Origin of the sequence: Nocardioides sp. N13(2025), assembly GCF_051912545.1 — a bacterium.
Taxonomy (GTDB): domain Bacteria; phylum Actinomycetota; class Actinomycetes; order Propionibacteriales; family Nocardioidaceae; genus Nocardioides.
The window spans coordinates 3,524,954-3,539,950 of the sequence record NZ_CP196809.1; the positions used below are offsets into that span (position 1 = coordinate 3,524,954).

At 72.9% G+C, this 14,997-nt stretch carries 19 protein-coding genes; 11 read left to right on the forward strand and 8 right to left on the reverse strand.

What is annotated here, in order from left to right:
* Position 1 precedes the first annotated feature (1 nt).
* Positions 2–781 (reverse strand): ABC transporter ATP-binding protein, encoded by a 780-nt coding sequence (locus ACS3YM_RS17060; RefSeq protein WP_439937630.1) that lies wholly within the window; start codon positions 779–781, stop codon positions 2–4.
* Positions 782–904: 123 nt separating this feature from the next.
* Between ACS3YM_RS17060 and ACS3YM_RS17065 the strand changes: the two genes are divergently transcribed.
* On the forward strand, positions 905–1,507 hold the full coding sequence (locus ACS3YM_RS17065) for a LysE/ArgO family amino acid transporter (RefSeq protein WP_439937631.1): 603 nt from the start codon (positions 905–907) through the stop codon (positions 1,505–1,507).
* Positions 1,508–1,512: 5 nt separating this feature from the next.
* Here the strand turns inward: ACS3YM_RS17065 and ACS3YM_RS17070 are convergent, their stop codons facing one another.
* Entirely contained in the window at positions 1,513–1,683 is a 171-nt protein-coding gene (locus ACS3YM_RS17070; RefSeq protein WP_439937632.1) for a hypothetical protein, read from the reverse strand.
* A 60-nt stretch (positions 1,684–1,743) separates the two neighbouring features.
* Between ACS3YM_RS17070 and ACS3YM_RS17075 the strand changes: the two genes are divergently transcribed.
* A complete protein-coding gene (locus tag ACS3YM_RS17075; RefSeq protein WP_439937633.1) occupies positions 1,744–2,376 on the forward strand; it encodes a hypothetical protein in 633 nt (210 codons plus the stop codon).
* Here the strand turns inward: ACS3YM_RS17075 and ACS3YM_RS17080 are convergent.
* Positions 2,366–3,322 (reverse strand): helix-turn-helix transcriptional regulator, encoded by a 957-nt coding sequence (locus ACS3YM_RS17080; RefSeq protein ID WP_439937634.1) that lies wholly within the window; start codon positions 3,320–3,322, stop codon positions 2,366–2,368. The two genes, ACS3YM_RS17075 and ACS3YM_RS17080, sit on opposite strands and share 11 nt — an antisense overlap.
* Positions 3,323–3,419: 97 nt before the next feature.
* On the opposite strand from ACS3YM_RS17080, the gene ACS3YM_RS17085 reads away from it, so the two are divergent.
* A complete protein-coding gene (locus ACS3YM_RS17085) occupies positions 3,420–4,103 on the forward strand; it encodes an alpha/beta fold hydrolase (RefSeq protein ID WP_439937635.1) in 684 nt (227 codons plus the stop codon).
* Here ACS3YM_RS17085 and ACS3YM_RS17090 read toward each other — a convergent pair.
* The gene (locus ACS3YM_RS17090) at positions 4,100–5,083 is read right to left on the reverse strand and encodes a serine/threonine-protein kinase (protein ID WP_439937636.1); all 984 of its coding nucleotides are present in this window, start codon (positions 5,081–5,083) and stop codon (positions 4,100–4,102) included. The genes ACS3YM_RS17085 and ACS3YM_RS17090 overlap by 4 nt on opposite strands.
* 237 nt (positions 5,084–5,320) lie before the next feature.
* Here ACS3YM_RS17090 and ACS3YM_RS17095 point away from each other — a divergent pair, with 237 nt between their 5' ends.
* From ACS3YM_RS17095 to ACS3YM_RS17115, 5 genes are read left to right on the forward strand one after another with little or no spacing between them, the layout of a single operon-like run.
* Positions 5,321–5,692, forward strand: a complete 372-nt coding sequence (locus tag ACS3YM_RS17095; RefSeq protein WP_439937637.1) for an ArsR/SmtB family transcription factor — start codon at positions 5,321–5,323, stop codon at positions 5,690–5,692.
* Positions 5,693–5,696: 4 nt separating this feature from the next.
* On the forward strand, positions 5,697–6,185 hold the full coding sequence (locus tag ACS3YM_RS17100) for an SRPBCC family protein (RefSeq protein ID WP_439937638.1): 489 nt from the start codon (positions 5,697–5,699) through the stop codon (positions 6,183–6,185).
* Between the two features lie 58 nt (positions 6,186–6,243).
* Positions 6,244–6,795 (forward strand): dihydrofolate reductase family protein, encoded by a 552-nt coding sequence (locus tag ACS3YM_RS17105; protein WP_439937639.1) that lies wholly within the window; start codon positions 6,244–6,246, stop codon positions 6,793–6,795.
* Between the two features lie 42 nt (positions 6,796–6,837).
* Positions 6,838–8,682: a Na+/H+ antiporter gene (locus ACS3YM_RS17110; protein WP_439937640.1), complete on the forward strand. Its 1,845-nt coding sequence runs from the start codon at positions 6,838–6,840 to the stop codon at positions 8,680–8,682.
* Between the two features lie 21 nt (positions 8,683–8,703).
* Positions 8,704–10,365: an FAD-dependent oxidoreductase gene (locus tag ACS3YM_RS17115; RefSeq protein WP_439937641.1), complete on the forward strand. Its 1,662-nt coding sequence runs from the start codon at positions 8,704–8,706 to the stop codon at positions 10,363–10,365.
* 16 nt (positions 10,366–10,381) lie between these two features.
* On the opposite strand, the gene ACS3YM_RS17120 is transcribed toward ACS3YM_RS17115, so the two are convergent.
* Complete coding sequence (locus ACS3YM_RS17120) at positions 10,382–10,759, reverse strand: DUF1304 domain-containing protein (RefSeq protein ID WP_439937642.1); 378 nt, start codon at positions 10,757–10,759, stop codon at positions 10,382–10,384.
* A 109-nt stretch (positions 10,760–10,868) separates the two neighbouring features.
* On the opposite strand from ACS3YM_RS17120, the gene ACS3YM_RS17125 reads away from it, so the two are divergent.
* Positions 10,869–11,078, forward strand: coding sequence for a hypothetical protein (locus tag ACS3YM_RS17125; RefSeq protein WP_439937643.1), 210 nt, complete (start codon positions 10,869–10,871; stop codon positions 11,076–11,078).
* 69 nt (positions 11,079–11,147) lie between these two features.
* Complete coding sequence (locus ACS3YM_RS17130) at positions 11,148–11,462, forward strand: hypothetical protein (protein WP_439937644.1); 315 nt, start codon at positions 11,148–11,150, stop codon at positions 11,460–11,462.
* Positions 11,463–11,478: 16 nt separating this feature from the next.
* Here the strand turns inward: ACS3YM_RS17130 and ACS3YM_RS17135 are convergent, their stop codons facing one another.
* Together ACS3YM_RS17135 and ACS3YM_RS17140 are read right to left on the reverse strand one after the other, a co-directional pair.
* Positions 11,479–11,715 (reverse strand): DUF1059 domain-containing protein, encoded by a 237-nt coding sequence (locus tag ACS3YM_RS17135; protein ID WP_439937645.1) that lies wholly within the window; start codon positions 11,713–11,715, stop codon positions 11,479–11,481.
* A 211-nt stretch (positions 11,716–11,926) separates the two neighbouring features.
* A complete protein-coding gene (locus tag ACS3YM_RS17140) occupies positions 11,927–12,763 on the reverse strand; it encodes a sigma-70 family RNA polymerase sigma factor (protein ID WP_439937646.1) in 837 nt (278 codons plus the stop codon).
* An 86-nt stretch (positions 12,764–12,849) separates the two neighbouring features.
* Here ACS3YM_RS17140 and ACS3YM_RS17145 point away from each other — a divergent pair, with 86 nt between their 5' ends.
* A complete protein-coding gene (locus ACS3YM_RS17145; RefSeq protein WP_439937647.1) occupies positions 12,850–13,923 on the forward strand; it encodes an alpha/beta hydrolase family protein in 1,074 nt (357 codons plus the stop codon).
* Here the strand turns inward: ACS3YM_RS17145 and ACS3YM_RS17150 are convergent, their stop codons facing one another.
* Positions 13,924–14,874: a homocysteine S-methyltransferase family protein gene (locus tag ACS3YM_RS17150; RefSeq protein ID WP_439937648.1), complete on the reverse strand. Its 951-nt coding sequence runs from the start codon at positions 14,872–14,874 to the stop codon at positions 13,924–13,926.
* Positions 14,875–14,997: the final 123 nt, after the last annotated feature.

Sequence of the window (14,997 nt, forward strand, 5' to 3'; positions counted from 1 at the left end):
CTCAGCCCGCCGCCTTCCGCACCGCGACGTCCTGGAGCTTCGCCATCTTGTCGAGGATCGCGTCACGGTCCGGCTGGCGGAGCTCGTCGACGATCTGGCCGTCGGCCAGGAAGAGCACGCGGTCGGTGTACGACGCGGCGACCGGGTCGTGCGTCACCATCACCACCGTCTGGCCGAACTCGTCGACGCTGCGGCGCAGGAAGCCCAGCACCTCGGCGCCGCTGGTGGAGTCGAGGTTGCCGGTCGGCTCGTCGGCGAAGACGATCGACGGCTGGGCGACGAGGGCGCGGGCGCAGGCGACGCGCTGCTGCTGGCCGCCGGACATCTCGCTGGGGCGGTGGCCCAGGCGGGGCCTCAGGCCGACGGCATCGACGACCTGGTCGAACCACGCGCGGTCCGGCTTGCGCCCGGCGAGGCTCAGCGGCAGCAGGATGTTCTCCTCGGCACTGAGGGTCGGCACCAGGTTGAAGGACTGGAAGACGAAGCCCACGCGCTCGCGGCGCAGGGTGGTCAGCTCCTTGTCCTTGAGCCGGCCCAAGGACGTGCCGTCGACGACGGCCTCGCCCGAGGTGGGCGTGTCGAGGGCGGCGAGGCAGTGCATCAGCGTCGACTTCCCCGAGCCCGACGGGCCCATCACCGCGGTGAACTCGCCGGCCATCAGGTCGACGGTCACGCCGTCGAGGGCGCGGACCTCGGCCTCGCCCTTGCCGTAGGTCTTCACCAGGTCGTGTGCGCTCGCTGCGACGCCCTGCGTCGACTCCCCCGCGCTGTGCTCAGTCATGCGCGCAAGTCTGGCAGGACCCGGAAACGAGTGGCCATGGGACAACACCCGGAGAAGACCCTGACATCTGTCAGGGCCTCGCCGGGGTCAGGGCGGGTCCGTGTCGCCCCTAGATTGACGCACGTGGGAGACATCGCGGCGGGCCTGCTGACCGGCCTGTCCCTCATCGTGGCCATCGGCGCGCAGAACGCCTTCGTGCTCCGCCAGGGCCTGCGCCGCAGCCACGTGGGCCTGGTGGTCGCCGTCTGCGCCGTGTCGGACGTCGTGCTGATCGTCGCCGGCGTCGCGGGCATCGGCGTCGTGGTCGACCGCGCACCGTGGGCGATCGAGGTGATCCGCTGGCTCGGCGTCGCGTTCCTCACCGTCTACGGCACGGGCTCCCTGCTGCAGGCCCGCCGGCCCCAGGTGCTCGCGGTCGGCGAGGGTGTCGTGGAGTCCCGCGGCGGCGTGGTCGCCCGGGCCGTCGCCCTGACCTGGCTCAACCCGCACGTCTACCTCGACACGGTGCTCCTGCTCGGCTCCATCGCGGGCACCCACGGCGACCCCGGCCGCTGGTGGTTCGCCCTCGGCGCATGCGTGGCGAGCATCGGCTGGTTCGCCGGCCTCGGGTACGGCGCCCGGCTGGCCGCCCCCCGCCTGGCGAGCCCCCGTGCCTGGCAGGTGCTCGACGTCGGCATCGGCGTGGTCATGCTGGCGATCGCCGCCCGCCTCGCCCTCCCCAGCTGACCGGGTCAGCTCGACTCGGGCTCGCGGGCGACGGCCTCGTCGTGGCGGGCGTGGAGCCGCTGGCGGATCTCGTCGGCGTCGTAGTGACGGCGTACGCGCTCGTCGCGGGCGACCGCGGCACCGGTGGCGACACCGGCCAGGATCCCGGCGAGGCCGAGGAGCTTCCACACGCGCATGCGGCGAGCGTATCCCGCGGCTCGCACGCGCGCGCCCGGTCGTGCGGCAGACTTCCGCGCATGGCACCTGCCCTTGGCCTCGACGAGGCCGTCGACCTCACCCGGAGCGGCGACATCTGGCTCTTCCGCGGCCGGCGAGCGCCCGACCGGGCGATCCGGGCGGTCACCAACTCACCCGTCAACCACGTGGGCATGGCGGTCGTGGTCGACGACCTCCCGCCGCTGATCTTCCACGCCGAGCTCGGCAAGCGGCAGGTCGACATGTGGACCGGCGGCCACCACCGCGGCGTCCAGCTCCACGACCTCCGCGAGGCGGTCGCGCGGTGGCAGACCGAGTACGAGCAGGACGCCTGGGTGCGCCAGCTCCAGCCGGAGATCGGGCGTGACGAGGAGGACGGCATGCTGCGCGCGGTCGCCCGGCTCGACGGTGTGTCCTTCCCCAGCCTCACCAGGCTCGGTGCCCGGTGGCTGCGCGGGCGCGACGCCTACGTCCCGCACCGCAAGCGCGGGCAGCGGGTGACGCCCGAGGCGGCGTTCTGCGCCGAGATCGTGGCCACCTGCTACATCGAGATGGGCATCCTGCGCAACGACCGCCGCGCGACCTGGTACGACCCGGGCAAGTTCTGGAGCGGCGACTACCTGCCCATCTCCGAGGGCTGGACCCTCGGCACGGAGGTCGCGGTCAGCCGCTGACCGCTCGCGTCAGCCGGGCACCCACCTCGGCCACCGCGGCGCGCAGCTCCGCACCGCCGACGACCGTGAAGGCGAAGGGCACGCCCGCGAGCCACTCGCCGGCGTACGCCTCCGCGTTGCTGGTGGTGCCGACCAGCTCGCAGCCCCCACCGGGGAGCTCGCGGAGCTCGCCCATCACCGGCCGGATCCACGGCCGGACCTCGGCGAGGGGCGCCTCGAACGTGACGTGGGTGTCGTACTCCCAGCCCTGGCCCAGGTTGGCCTCGAGCGCGGCCGCCGGGTCGAGGTCGGCCGGCACGTCGAAGGTCTCCTCGAGGAGGGTGACCCCGGAGATCCGGTCGACGCGGAAGGTGCGCAGCGCGTCGGCGTGGTGGGAGTGGCAGAGCAGGTACCAGCGGCCGTAGCGGACCACGACCGACCACGGGTCGACCTCGAACGTGCGCGCGTTGCCGGCGGCGGTGCGGTAGCCGAACCGCAGCCGGCGCTGGGCGGCCACCGCCGCGACGAGGTCACTGGTGACGGCGGGGTCGGGCTTGACCGGCGCGCGCTCGGGCACGGTCCGCGCGGTCTCGCGCAGCATGACCGCCTGCCGCGCGACGTTGGTCGGCAGCACGCGCAGGATCTTGCCGAGCGCCGAGCCGACCGGGTCGTCCGGGTCGGCGACCGCGTGCTGGGAGTCGAGGGCGGCCATCACCAGGCCGAGCGCCTCGGTCGCGGAGAAGACGAGCGGCGGGAGCCGGAGCCCGCGCCCCAGCCGGTAGCCGCCGTAGGGGCCCCGCGTGGACTCCACCGGGATGTCGGCCTCGCGCAGGATCGCGACGTAGCGCCGTGCCGCCCGCTCGGTGACGCCGAGGCGCTGCGCCAGCTCGGTCGCGGTGATCCCCGGTCTGCCTTGCAGGAGGTCCAGCGCCCGGAGCGCCCGCGCGGTCGGGCTGATCTCGCTCATGGTGGGATGTTCTCACCGATACCGGACGTGGAGCGTCCGGAACCACCCCTACCGTGGCACTCGAGGGTCGAACCACCATCCGACTGAAGGAGAACCCATGGACATCGTGCTCATCCCCGGACTCTGGCTCGACGGCTCCGCCTGGGACGACGTGCTGCCCGAGCTGGAGAAGCTCGGCCACCGCGGCATCCCGGTGACGCTGCCCGGGCAGGGCGACGGCGCCGGCTCGGCGACGTACGACGACCAGGCGGGCGCCGTGCTGGCCGCGGTCGACGCGGCCGAGGGCGCACCGCTCGTCGTGGGTCACTCCGCCGCGAGCACGCTCGCGTGGGTGGCGGCCGACCAGCGGCCCGACGCCGTCACCGGCGTCGCGATCATCGGCGGGTTCCCCACGACGGAGGGCGGCTCCTACGCCGACTTCTTCGAGCCCGACGGTGACGCCGTCCCGTTCCCCGGCTGGGAGCCGTTCGCCGGCCCCGACTCCGACGACATGTCCCCGGAGCTGAAGGCCGAGGTCGCCGCGGGCACCCACCCCGTGCCGGTGGGGGTCACCAAGGGGACCGTGCGCTGGACGAGCGAGGCACGCCACGACGTGCCGCTCACGCTGATCTGCCCGGAGTTCAGCCCGGCCGAGGCACAGGAGTGGATCGACGGCGGTGACGTGCCCGAGCTGGCGGCCGCCACCAGGCTCGAGCTGGTCGACATCGAGTCGGGCCACTGGCCGATGTTCACCCAGCCGCAAGCGCTCGCGGTGCTGATCGACGAGGCGACGAAGCGCTAGTCGAGCAGCTCCTCGGCGGTGGCCGCCATGGTCGGCACCTCGGCTGGCGCCTCGGACCCGTCCTCGTGGGAGGCGCCGTTGCGGTGCTCCTCGGCGGGCGGCACGGTCTTCAGCGGCGTGGCCGGCGTCAGCGGGGTCACCGGCAGCACGACGTAGCCGCTGGGCACGCCGGCGGCGGGGTCGATGTCGAGGTCGGACAGCTCGTCGCCGGTGGGCACGCCGAGCATGACGGCCACGGCGCGGGCGTTCTCGGGGCGGTCGGCGGGGTCCTTCTCGAGCAGCGCCTCGACCACCACGCGCAGGTCGGCCGGCACGTCGTCACCGAGGGGCGGCGGGGGCTCGTTGACGTGCGACATGGCCGTGGCGATGGGGGTGCCGCGGTCGAAGGGACGCTTGCCGGTGAACATCTCGTGCGCGACGACACCGAGGGCGTAGAGGTCGCTGGCACCGGTCGCCTGCTGCCCGACGGCCTGCTCCGGGCTGATGTAGTTGGGCGTGCCGAGCATCTCGCCGACCCGGGTGTGGCCGATCGCGTCGGTGGCGCGGGCGATGCCGAAGTCGGTCAGCTTCACCATCCCGTCCTCGCGGACCAGGATGTTGGCCGGCTTCACGTCGCGGTGCACCACGCCCGCCTCGTGCGCGGTGCCGAGCGCGAGGGCGGCCTGGCCGAGGATCGAGCGCACCGTCTCGGGCGGCAGGGCGCCCTGGTCGCGGATCACCGCCGAGAGCGGCAGGCCCTGCACGAGCTCCATCACGAGGTAGGACAGGTGGTCGTCCTCGCCGTAGTCGAAGACGGTGGTGATGTTGGGGTGCAGCAGCGCCGCCGAGTGGAGCGCCTCGTCGCGGAAGCGCTCGGCGAAGATCTCCTCGTTGTCGGGATCGGCTCGCATGACCTTGACCGCGACGTTGCGCTGCAGGACGTCGTCGAGGCCCCGCCACACGTCGGCCATGCCGCCGGACGCGATGCGCTCCTCGAGCACGTAGCGACCCCCGAGACGGAGTCCTGCTACGAGTCTGTGCACTGGACGTGCCCCACTTCTCTCGACAGATCGCGGCACGGATGCGCACCAAGTCGTGATCGTACTCGGAGCGGCACTCGTTCCACCCTTTCAGAGGGACCGGTTCCCCATCACCGCCGACCCATACATCAGTCGCGACGACAGCTTCCGAGCGCAGCCCCTTGACAACCTACAACCACATGGTTGTAGATTCGCACCGTGAGCGAGACGGACGAGGACCGGGCGGACGCCTGGTTCCACGCGCTCGCCGACCGCACGCGGCGCGACATCCTGCGACGCGTGCTGGCCGGCGAGCACTCCGTGTCGACCCTGTCGCGGGGCTACGACATGAGCTTCGCCGCCGTCCAGAAGCACGTCGCCGTGCTGGAGCGCGCCGGCCTGCTGACCAAGCGTCGGCAGGGCCGCGAGGCCCTCGCCAGCGGCGACGTGGAGGCCGTGCGGTCGGTGGGGCTGATGCTCACCGAGCTCGAGGCCCTCTGGCGCGGCCGCATCTCGCGCATGGACGAGCTCCTCGCCACCGACAACGAGCAGGACCAGCAGCAGGACCCACCCACCTCCCGAACGGACTAGAGCCATGCCTGTCACCGACGTCCAGCACGACCTCGACGCCCTCACCCTCACCATCACCGCCGACTTCGCCGCACCCGTCGAGCGCGTGTGGCAGGTCTACGCCGACCCGCGCCAGCTCGAGCGCGTCTGGGGCCCTCCGGGCTGGCCGGCCACCTTCGTCGACCACGAGATGGCCGAGGGCGGCCGGATGAACTACTACCTGACCAGCCCCGAGGGTCAGAGGTACTACGCCTACTGGGACGTCACCTCCGTCTCCGCGCCGGACCGCTTCACCTTCAACGACGGCTTCGCGCTCGACGAGTCCTTCACCCCCAACCGCGAGATGCCCGAGTCGGCCCAGGTCTACGAGTTCGCCGAGGTCGACGGCGCCACGCGTGCCACCTTCGTCGCGACGTACGCCTCCGCCGAGGCGCTGGAGCAGGTGCTGTCGATGGGCGTCGTCGAGGGTGCCTCGGCCTCCATCAACCAGGTCGACGACCTGCTCGCGGCCTGACTACAGGACCACCCCGCCCGATCCGCCCCACCTGACCCACTGCCTGAAAGGCCCCACCATGCGTCCCATCGTCGTGACCGAGTTCATCACCCTCGACGGCATCGTCGACTCGCCCGGCGGCGGCGAGCACCCGCACGCCGGCTGGACCTTCAAGGACGTCGCCTTCGACGAGGCGGCCTACGAGATCAAGGGCCGCGAGACGCTCGAGGCGACCGCGCTCCTGCTGGGCCGGCAGTCCTACGACGAGTTCGCGCCGGTGTGGCCGTCGATGGAGGAGTTCGCCACCTACAACGCGATGCCGAAGTACGTCGTGTCCTCCACCCTGCAGGACCCGGAGTGGCACAACACCACGGTCCTGCGCTCCCTCGACGAGGTCGCCGAGCTCAAGGAGACCGAGGGCGGGGAGATCCACGTGCACGGCAGCGCCACCCTCGCCCAGGGCCTGGCGGCCGCCGGGCTGGTCGACCGTTACCACCTGCTCGTCTTCCCGCTCGTGCTCGGCAGCGGCAAGCGGCTCTTCGGGGAGGGCGACAAGACCAGGCTCGCGCTGGTCGAGCACGCGGCCTACTCCAACGGGATCACGCTGCAGCGCTACGACGTCGTGCGCTGAACGCCGTCCGCCAAGGCCGGGGAGGTCTGCCAGACTCGACCGGTGGAGCTCGCCCTGCTGCTGGTGTCGATGGCAGCCATCGTCCTGGCCGCGACCGCCGTCAGTGAGCGACTGCGCGTCCCCGCACCGCTGCTGCTGATCGTCGTGGGCGCCGCGGTCTCCTACGTGCCCGGCGTGCCCACCATCCACCTCGAGGCCGAGGTGGTCCTGCTGGGGCTGCTGCCGCCGCTGCTCTACGCCGCGGCGATCCAGACCTCGCTGGTCGACTTCAACGCCAACCGGGGCTCTATCCTGCGGCTCTCGGTCGTGCTGGTGGTGCTCACCTCACTGGCGGTCGGCGCCGTCGTGCAGTGGCTCGTGCCGGGCATCGGCTGGGCCGCCGCGATCGCGATCGGGGCGGTGGTCGCCCCGCCCGACGCGGTCGCCGCCACGGCCGTCGCCCGGCGCATCGGGCTGCCCCGACGGGTCGTGACGATCCTCGAGGGCGAGTCGCTGCTCAACGACGCCACCGCTCTGGTCGCCCTGCGCACCGCGATCGCCGCCATCTCCGGGGGCGTCGCCATGGCGGAGGTGGGGATCGACTTCGTGCGCGCTGCCGGAGGCGGGGTGCTCATCGGCTTCGCGGTCTTCGCGCTGGTCGCCTGGTTGCGCAAGCGGATCACCGACCCGCTCATGGACACCGCGATCTCCTTCCTCACGCCCTTCGCGGCCTTCGTCGCCGCCGAGGAGGCGCACGCCTCCGGCGTCATCTCGGTGGTCGTCGCCGGCCTGCTGCTGGGCCACAAGGCGCCGATCATCCAGACCGCGCAGTCGCGCATCACCGAGCGGATCACCTGGCGCACGATCGCCTTCGTCCTGGAGAACACGGTCTTCCTGCTCATCGGCCTGCAGCTCGACTGGATCCTGGCCGACGTCGCCGACTCGACCCTCTCGATCGGCCGCATCGCCCTGGTCTGCGGCGCCACCCTCGCGACCGTCATCGCGGTGCGCCTCACCTGGGTCTACGCGACCTGGCTGCTGCGCCGCCTGGGCGACAACCCCCTCCCGGCCTCGTGGACCTTCCTGATCGGCTGGGCGGGCATGCGGGGCGTGGTCACCCTGGCCGCCGCGTTCGTCATCCCGGAGACCGCGCCGCACCGCGAGGTGCTGCTGCTGGTCGCCTTCACCGTGGTGGCGGGCACGCTGTTCCTGCAGGGGCTGTCCCTGCCGGTGCTGACCCGGCTCCTCGGCGTACCTGCTCCCGACCCCGCGGAGGACGCGCTCGCCCGGGCCGCGCTCCTGCAGCAGGCCGCCGACGCCGGCTTCGCGCGGCTCGACGAGCTGGACTACGACGACCACCACGGCGTCGCCACGCAGATCCGTACGCGCCTCGACCAGCGCACGTTCGCCGCGTGGGAGCAGCTGGCGACCACGCCCGGCGAGGAGACCCCGTCGGAGCTCTACGCGCGCATCCGCAGGGAGATGATCGAGGCCGAGCGGGCCAAGGTGCTGCTCGTGCGGAGCAAGGGCAAGGTGCCCTCCGAGGTGGTCAGCCAGGTGCTCGGGATGCTCGACATCGAGGAGTCGATGCTCGACTTCGGCTCCGAGGCCCGCGAGAGCGTGCGCAGCGGCACCCTCGCCTTCACCGCCGGCCGCTCGTGCGACGACCTCACCGCGTTCCCGGCCGTCGAGACCGTCGACGACCCGGCGTGCGCGACCTGCCTGGCCGACGGCACCCGCTGGGTGTCGCTGCGCCAGTGCCTGGAGTGCGGCCACGTCGGCTGCTGCGACTCCTCGATCGGCAAGCACGCGAGCGCCCACTTCCACGAGACCCTCCACCCGGTCGCCGAGTCCGCCGAGCCCGGTGAGTCCTGGCGCTGGTGCTTCGTGCACAACCTCACCGGCTGACCCGCGCACTAGGCTCTCGTCATGGGAGCGCCCGCCATCGTCATCGCCTCCGCACACCACGGAGACGTGCTGGCCGAGGCCTTCGCGCGCTACGAGCGGGAGTACGACGTACGGCTGGTGCAGGACGAGGCCACCGCGAAGGCGACGGCCGAGGAGCTGATGGCCTCGGGGCACCAGGTCGCGCTGTTCGTGATCGACAGCGACCACGACCAGGAGAAGCTCCACGCCCTGATCAGCGGCACGCGGAAGGCCGTACCGACCGCGCGGCGCCTGATCGTGTCGCACATCAGCCGCTTCCGCGACGACAACCAGGCCTTCCGCCACGCGGTCGCGGCCGGGAAGGTCGACGCGCTGCTGCTCATGCCGCAGGGGCCGCGTGACGAGGAGTTCCACGGCGCGGTGGGCGAGATGCTCAACGAGTGGAACGCGACCGTCGCGACGCCCGTGGTCGAGAACGTCCGGATCATCACGCCGGAGAAGGACGCGCTGACCCGCGAGCTGCTCGACTACCTCGGCCGCGTCGGGCTGCCGGCGGGCGTGCACCACCCCGACAGCGCGGTGGGCCGTGAGGTCATGGCGAAGTGCCCCGAGGACGAGGGCAGGTGGCCCGTCGTCTCCTCCCTGGTCGGCTGGTGCGGCCACTGCCCCAGCGTGCGCGCCCTGGCCAACCAGCTCTACGGCCGCCCCGACGACATCGAGGTCGACGACGTGGTCGACCTGGTCGTGGTGGGCGCCGGCCCGGCGGGGCTGGCCGCCAGCGTGTACGCCTCCAGCGAGGGGTTGTCGACCGTCTGCCTGGAGGCCGAGGCCATCGGCGGCCAGGCCGGCACCAGCTCGATGATCCGCAACTACCTCGGCTTCCCGCGCGGGATCTCCGGGATGCGGCTGGCGCAGCGGGCCCGCGGGCAGGCGCTGCGCTTCGGCACCCGGTTCTTCACCGGGTGGCCGGCGGTCGGGCTGACGCCGGCCACCGACGGCGGGCACCACGTCGTGCACACCGACGGCGGCGACGTACGCGCCCGCTCGGTGCTCGTCGCGACAGGAGTCGACTACCGACGGCTCGGCGTCGACTCGCTGGAGGAGCTGGTGGGCCGCGGGGTGTTCTACGGCGCCGCGATGGCCGCCGCGCGCGAGCTCGCCGGCGACCACGTGGTCGTCGTGGGCGGGGGCAACTCGGCCGGGCAGGCGGCGGTCCACGCGGCCCGGTTCGCGAGCAGCGTGACGATCGTGGTCCGCCGACCCGACCTGACGGCCACCATGTCGTCGTACCTCATCAACGAGGTCGAGTGGAACCCGCGGATCACCGTGCGCGGGTCGGCGCGGGTCGTCGACGGCGGCCCCGACGACGTCGGCCACCTCGCCTGGGTCGACGTCGAGGACCTCGACAGCGGCGAGCACGAGCGCGTCGAGGCGCGCGGGCTCTTCCTGCTGCTCGGCGCTGCGCCCGAGTGCGGCTGGCTGCCGGACGAGGTGCTGCGCGACGAGAAGGGCTTCGTGCTCACCGGCCGCGACATCCCGCGCGAGCGCTGGATCGAGGACGTGCCGCCCGAGGACCTCGCCACGACGGTGCCGGGCATCTTCGCGGGTGGCGACATCCGGTCGGGCTCGATGAAGCGGGTGGCCTCGGCGACCGGCGAGGGCGCCTCGGTCGTGTCGTCGGTGCACACCTGGCTGGGCCAGTAGCCGGAGACCGGTCCGGCTAGAGCTCCAGCAGCAGGAACAGCACCGCGAGCGCCGGCAGGGTCCCCTGGGTCAGGGCGGCGCGCATCATCGAGCGGTCGTGGGTGACGAGGACGACCGCGGCCGCGAGCATCGACCCCGTGCCGGCCAGCGCGAGCGCCGAGCCGACCCCGTGCTCGCTCTTGAGCAGCGCGAGGCCGACGAAGGTGATGATCGCGAGGAAGAGGTTGTAGAAGCCCTGGTTGTAGGCCAGCGGCCTGGTGGTCTCGGCGTCGGCCTCGGAGACCCCGAAGGTCTTGCGCGTCGACGGCTCGGTCCACCGGAAGGACTCGAGCACCCAGATGTAGACGTGGAGCAGCGCCGCCAGCAGGGCGAAGCCCACCGTGAAGATCGTCATGGGCGCACAGTAGGGCCCCCCTACCCCTGGGAGGGTGGCACGCCGGACCCGCGGCGGGGAAGACTCGATCGGCCGGCCACCACGGCCGGATCGAGGAGGAGGGGTTTCCATGGGACGAATCATCGGACTGCTGCTGGTGATCTGGTTGGTCATCGGCGCGTTCGCCGCTTTCCAGCGCGGCTACTTCGACGACGCCAAGACCAACTGCTCCGAGGCCAGCGACATCGCCCTCAACATCGTCGCCGGCCCCCTGAACTACACCGGCCTCAACCCCAAGGTGAAGTGCGCCGACGTCGACACCCCGGAGCCGTCGAAGTAGGCCGTCTCCGCTAGGCGAGCCCGGACCGTCGACCGCATCGTGCCTGGAGTTGCTGGCTAGGCTCGAGCGGTGCCCGACCTCACCAGCATCCCCACTGCTCCCCTGCTCGCCGGCGGCCTCGTCGGAGGCTTCGCCCTGGCCCAGCGCACCGGCGTACGCCCCCTCGGCGGAGCCGCCATGCTCGGGGCCAACGCGCTGGCCGCGCGCCAGTGGTACGCCGTAGGTGGCGCGCCGCTGGCCGCCGGCCTGACCGCGGCCTACTGGACCGCGATGGGCGTCTCGCACCCCCTGGCCAAGAAGGTCGGCACGTGGCCGTCGGTGCTCGGCGTCACCGCCGTGAGCGCCGGCGCCGCCTGGCTGCTGGCCGACCGCCGGGCCCGCTGAGGGCTGCTGCCTCAGCTCAGCCCTCCGGCAGGTCCGCGAAGGCCTGCTTCATCTCGCGATACCACCCGAGCGACTTCTTCGGGTGCCGCCAGCGAGCCTTCATCTCGTCGCGCGCCGGCTGGTGGGCGGCGTCGCCGTCCTTCTCGGCCTGCTTGAGGTGCTTGTCCTGCGCGTTGATCACGTCGTCGTGGGTCTCCCCGCGGTGCGCGAGGTCGCAGGGGCCGCCCAGCTGGCGGCAGGTCATGCTCTTCATGGTTCCCTCTCCTCCGATGGGTCCTACTGCTCTGACGATCGGGCGGGCACAGGTGTGACCGGATGTGACACCTGGTCGACCAAGACCTGCGGCCGCTCGCGTCCCGTCGTGTCACACCCCGTGTCGCATTGCTCGGCACATGCGCGCCGGATCTGGTCCATGGCGTGTCACAACGGCTGCCCCTCCCCGCTGGGACACGACCTCACCCGGGTCACTTCCGGTCGGCTCCGGCACGGCGTACGACCTGGGCGAGGACCGCTGGGTCGGCGCGGAAGGTGATGCCCCGCACCTGGCCGTGGTCGACGGTGAAGTCGAAGACGACCTTCGCCTCGCCGCGCAGGAACCAGGCCGAGGCGGGGCGGTCCCCGACGAACACGGCGAGCGCCGACTGGGCGCTGCCGTTGAAGAAGGCAGCGACGTCGTCGCGACCCTCGATCGTGGCGGGGGTGCCGGCCAGGATCGCGGCCTCGTCGGCACCCACGACGGCGTCGGGCGCGAGCAGCTGCAGCAGCCGCTCGAAGTCGCCCCCGCGGGCAGCCGCCATGAACGCGTCGACCACCTCCCAGTCCGCCAGGGCGTCCTCGGCCGCCGGCTGGGCGACCTTGGACCGGGCCCGCGAGGCGAGCTTGCGGGCGGCGACGGGAGTGGTGTCCAGGACCGCGGCGATCGTGCCGAAGTCGAAGCCGAAGCTGTCGTGGAGCACGAAGGCGACGCGCTCGCGGGGCGACAGGCGGTCGATCACCGCCTGCAGGGCGATGCCCACGGTGTCGGCGAGCGCCACGTCGTCGGCCGGGTCCGGTGACGTCTCGGCGACCTCGACCTCCTCCACGGGCACCGGAGTGCGCGCCCGGAGGCGGTCCAGGCACAGCCGGGTGGTCACCGTCGTGAGCCAGGCGGGGAGGTTCTCGATGTCGCCGGTGTCGGCGCGGTCGAGCCTCAGCCAGGCCCGCTGGACGACGTCCTCGGCCTCGGCGTGGTCGCCCAGCACGCGGCTGGCGAGAGCGACCAGTCGCGGCCGCTCCCCCTCGAAGATCTCCGTCTGGTCCATGGCCCCACCCTTCCGTCTGCAGTGTGCGTCAACCAGTCGACGCGCGAGCGGCCGCAGGTGTGACCGGGTCCCGCACACTGGGTGCCATGGCCGGCCCCTGGCGCCGCGGCGCCGCTGCACTCGCGATGCTGCCGCTGCTCGCCGCCTGCACCGGGTCGCCGGAGTCCCCACCATCCACGTCGGCGCCCGAGCCCTCCCCCACGTCATCACCTGCGTCACCTTCCGCGCAGGGGACCCCGGCCGAGAAGCCGGACCCCATCTCCGTCGCCGCGCTCGCCGAGGCCGACCTGACGGGCGGGGACCTGCGGCTGGGCACCGTGCGTGAGCGGACCCCCGCCTACACGTCGTACGACGTCACCTTCGCCTCGACCACCGCCGGCGCGGGCACGGCACCGCTGCGGATCAGTGGCGTCCTCGACGTGCCGACCGGGCGTGGTCCGCTGGGTGGTCAGGGGTGGCCGGCCGTGGTGCTGGCGCACGGCTACATCGACCCCGCGACCTACGTCCGCGGCCAGGGCATGACGCGCGAGCGCGGCTTCCTCGCCCAGCGGGGCTTCGTGGCGTTGCACGTCGACTACCGCAACCACGCCGAGTCCACCGACGACCCGCGCATCGAGACGGCCGTGCGGCTCGGCTACTCCGCCGACGTCGTCGCGGCGGTCCACGCGCTGCGTGAGTCGGGCGACGTCCGGGTCGACCCGGACCGGATCGCGCTCTTCGGCCGGTCGATGGGCAGCGGGGTCGTGCTCAAGGCGCTGGCCGCCGACCCGGGCCTCGTCGCGGCCGGGGTCGCGTGGGCCTCGGTGTCCAGCCTGGAGGGGCAGAACTTCGACCACTTCCAGCGCCCGGACGCGCCGGTCGCCCAGCTGCGGGCCGGCTTCCGCGGACGCCACGGCCTGCCCGGGGACGACCCGGAGTTCTGGCGGGGCGTCTCGTCCCGGCCCGCGTTCGGCGACATCACCGAGCCGGTGCTGCTGGCCCACGGCCGCTTCGACGACACGTGCCCACCCCGGTGGGCCCGCGCGACCCAGCGGGCGCTGACCCGGGCGGGCGTCGACTCGACCCTGGAGTGGTACGACGACGGGCACGCGTTCGGCCCGGCGTTCGTCGCGGCGATGGACCGCACGGTGCGGTTCCTCCGCGTCGAGATGCCGGCCTGATCACCGCGGAGCTGCCGGCGACCAGCCGTCCCACATCGCTGCGACGTGGCGCACGTCCGTGCCGCAGCAACCGCCCACGATGCTCACCGACGGCAGCGCCTCGGCCAGCGCGTGGGTCGTGGCGGCGAGGTCGCGCAGGTCGCCCTCGTCGAGCTCCTCGGCCTCGTCGAGCTCGGCGTGGCTGAGCCGCGAGGAGTTCACCCGGAGCCCCGCGATCCGCCCGGCCCACGGCGCGGTGGCGTCGAGCCCGGGAGCCACGTGGTCGGGATGGGCACAGTTGACGAGCAGGTGTGCGGCGCCCCGGTCGGTGCCCGCGTCGAGCTGCTCGACCGCGTCACCGAGCGCGGTGCCGTCCGGCAGTCGTCCGTCGGTCTCGACGGTGAAGGAGATCGCCACCGCCAGGCCGACGTCCTGCGCCGCGCGCACCACTCCGGTCGCCTCGGCGACCGTGGTCAGGGTGTACGCCGTCGCGAGGTCCGCGCCCGCCTCGGCGAAGGCGGCGAGCTGGGGCCGGTGGTAGTCGGCGTAGCGGCTCGCGTCGAGGTCGCCGGCGAGGTAGCCGTCGCCGCGGGGTCCCACCACCCCGACCACGAGCACGTCCGCCACGTCGGCGGACACCTCGTCAGCGAGGCCACGCAGGTGGTCGACGGCCGCCCGGTTGACCCGGCGCAGCGCCTGGGCGTCGTACCCCAGCCGGGCGCCCCAGTCGGTGTTGGCCCGCCAGGTCGGCGTCTCCAGCAGCAGGCCGGCGCCCGCGCCCGCGGCCACGACGGCGTAGGCGCGGTAGTAGTCCGCGAGCACGTCGCGGCCCTGCTCGTCGTCGAGCAGCGGGAAGGACGCGAAGTCCGGGAGGTCGAGGCCGCGGTGGAAGATCAGGTCGGTCTCGAGGCCGCCGTCGGTGACCCAGCCGGCCGCGACCTCGGGCAGTCGCCAGGACGTCGTCGCGCTCATCGGAGCCTCCTGCAGGTCTCCTGGCGAGGCTAGTCCTCCGGGAGCTGCTCGGCGAGCCTCCAGGGCTGGTCGACGTTGCCCGACGCGTGCGTCATGGGGATCGCGGGTCCGCACCCGCGATCC

Bases quoted from the DNA above. Each gene is read 5' to 3' on its own strand.
- ACS3YM_RS17075 (WP_439937633.1), top strand. From the start codon at position 1,744: ATGGCACCTGCCCTTGGCCTCGACGAGGCCGTCGACCTCACCCGGAGC.
- ACS3YM_RS17085 (WP_439937635.1), top strand. From the start codon at position 3,420: ATGGACATCGTGCTCATCCCCGGACTCTGGCTCGACGGCTCCGCCTGG.
- ACS3YM_RS17060 (WP_439937630.1), bottom strand. From the start codon at position 781: ATGACTGAGCACAGCGCGGGGGAGTCGACGCAGGGCGTCGCAGCGAGC.
- ACS3YM_RS17105 (WP_439937639.1), top strand. From the start codon at position 6,244: ATGCGTCCCATCGTCGTGACCGAGTTCATCACCCTCGACGGCATCGTC.
- ACS3YM_RS17125 (WP_439937643.1), top strand. From the start codon at position 10,869: ATGGGACGAATCATCGGACTGCTGCTGGTGATCTGGTTGGTCATCGGC.
- ACS3YM_RS17080 (WP_439937634.1), bottom strand. From the start codon at position 3,322: ATGAGCGAGATCAGCCCGACCGCGCGGGCGCTCCGGGCGCTGGACCTC.
- ACS3YM_RS17115 (WP_439937641.1), top strand. From the start codon at position 8,704: ATGGGAGCGCCCGCCATCGTCATCGCCTCCGCACACCACGGAGACGTG.
- ACS3YM_RS17100 (WP_439937638.1), top strand. From the start codon at position 5,697: ATGCCTGTCACCGACGTCCAGCACGACCTCGACGCCCTCACCCTCACC.
- ACS3YM_RS17070 (WP_439937632.1), bottom strand. From the start codon at position 1,683: ATGCGCGTGTGGAAGCTCCTCGGCCTCGCCGGGATCCTGGCCGGTGTC.
- ACS3YM_RS17135 (WP_439937645.1), bottom strand. From the start codon at position 11,715: ATGAAGAGCATGACCTGCCGCCAGCTGGGCGGCCCCTGCGACCTCGCG.
- ACS3YM_RS17150 (WP_439937648.1), bottom strand. From the start codon at position 14,874: ATGAGCGCGACGACGTCCTGGCGACTGCCCGAGGTCGCGGCCGGCTGG.
- ACS3YM_RS17140 (WP_439937646.1), bottom strand. From the start codon at position 12,763: ATGGACCAGACGGAGATCTTCGAGGGGGAGCGGCCGCGACTGGTCGCT.
- ACS3YM_RS17120 (WP_439937642.1), bottom strand. From the start codon at position 10,759: ATGACGATCTTCACGGTGGGCTTCGCCCTGCTGGCGGCGCTGCTCCAC.
- ACS3YM_RS17145 (WP_439937647.1), top strand. From the start codon at position 12,850: ATGGCCGGCCCCTGGCGCCGCGGCGCCGCTGCACTCGCGATGCTGCCG.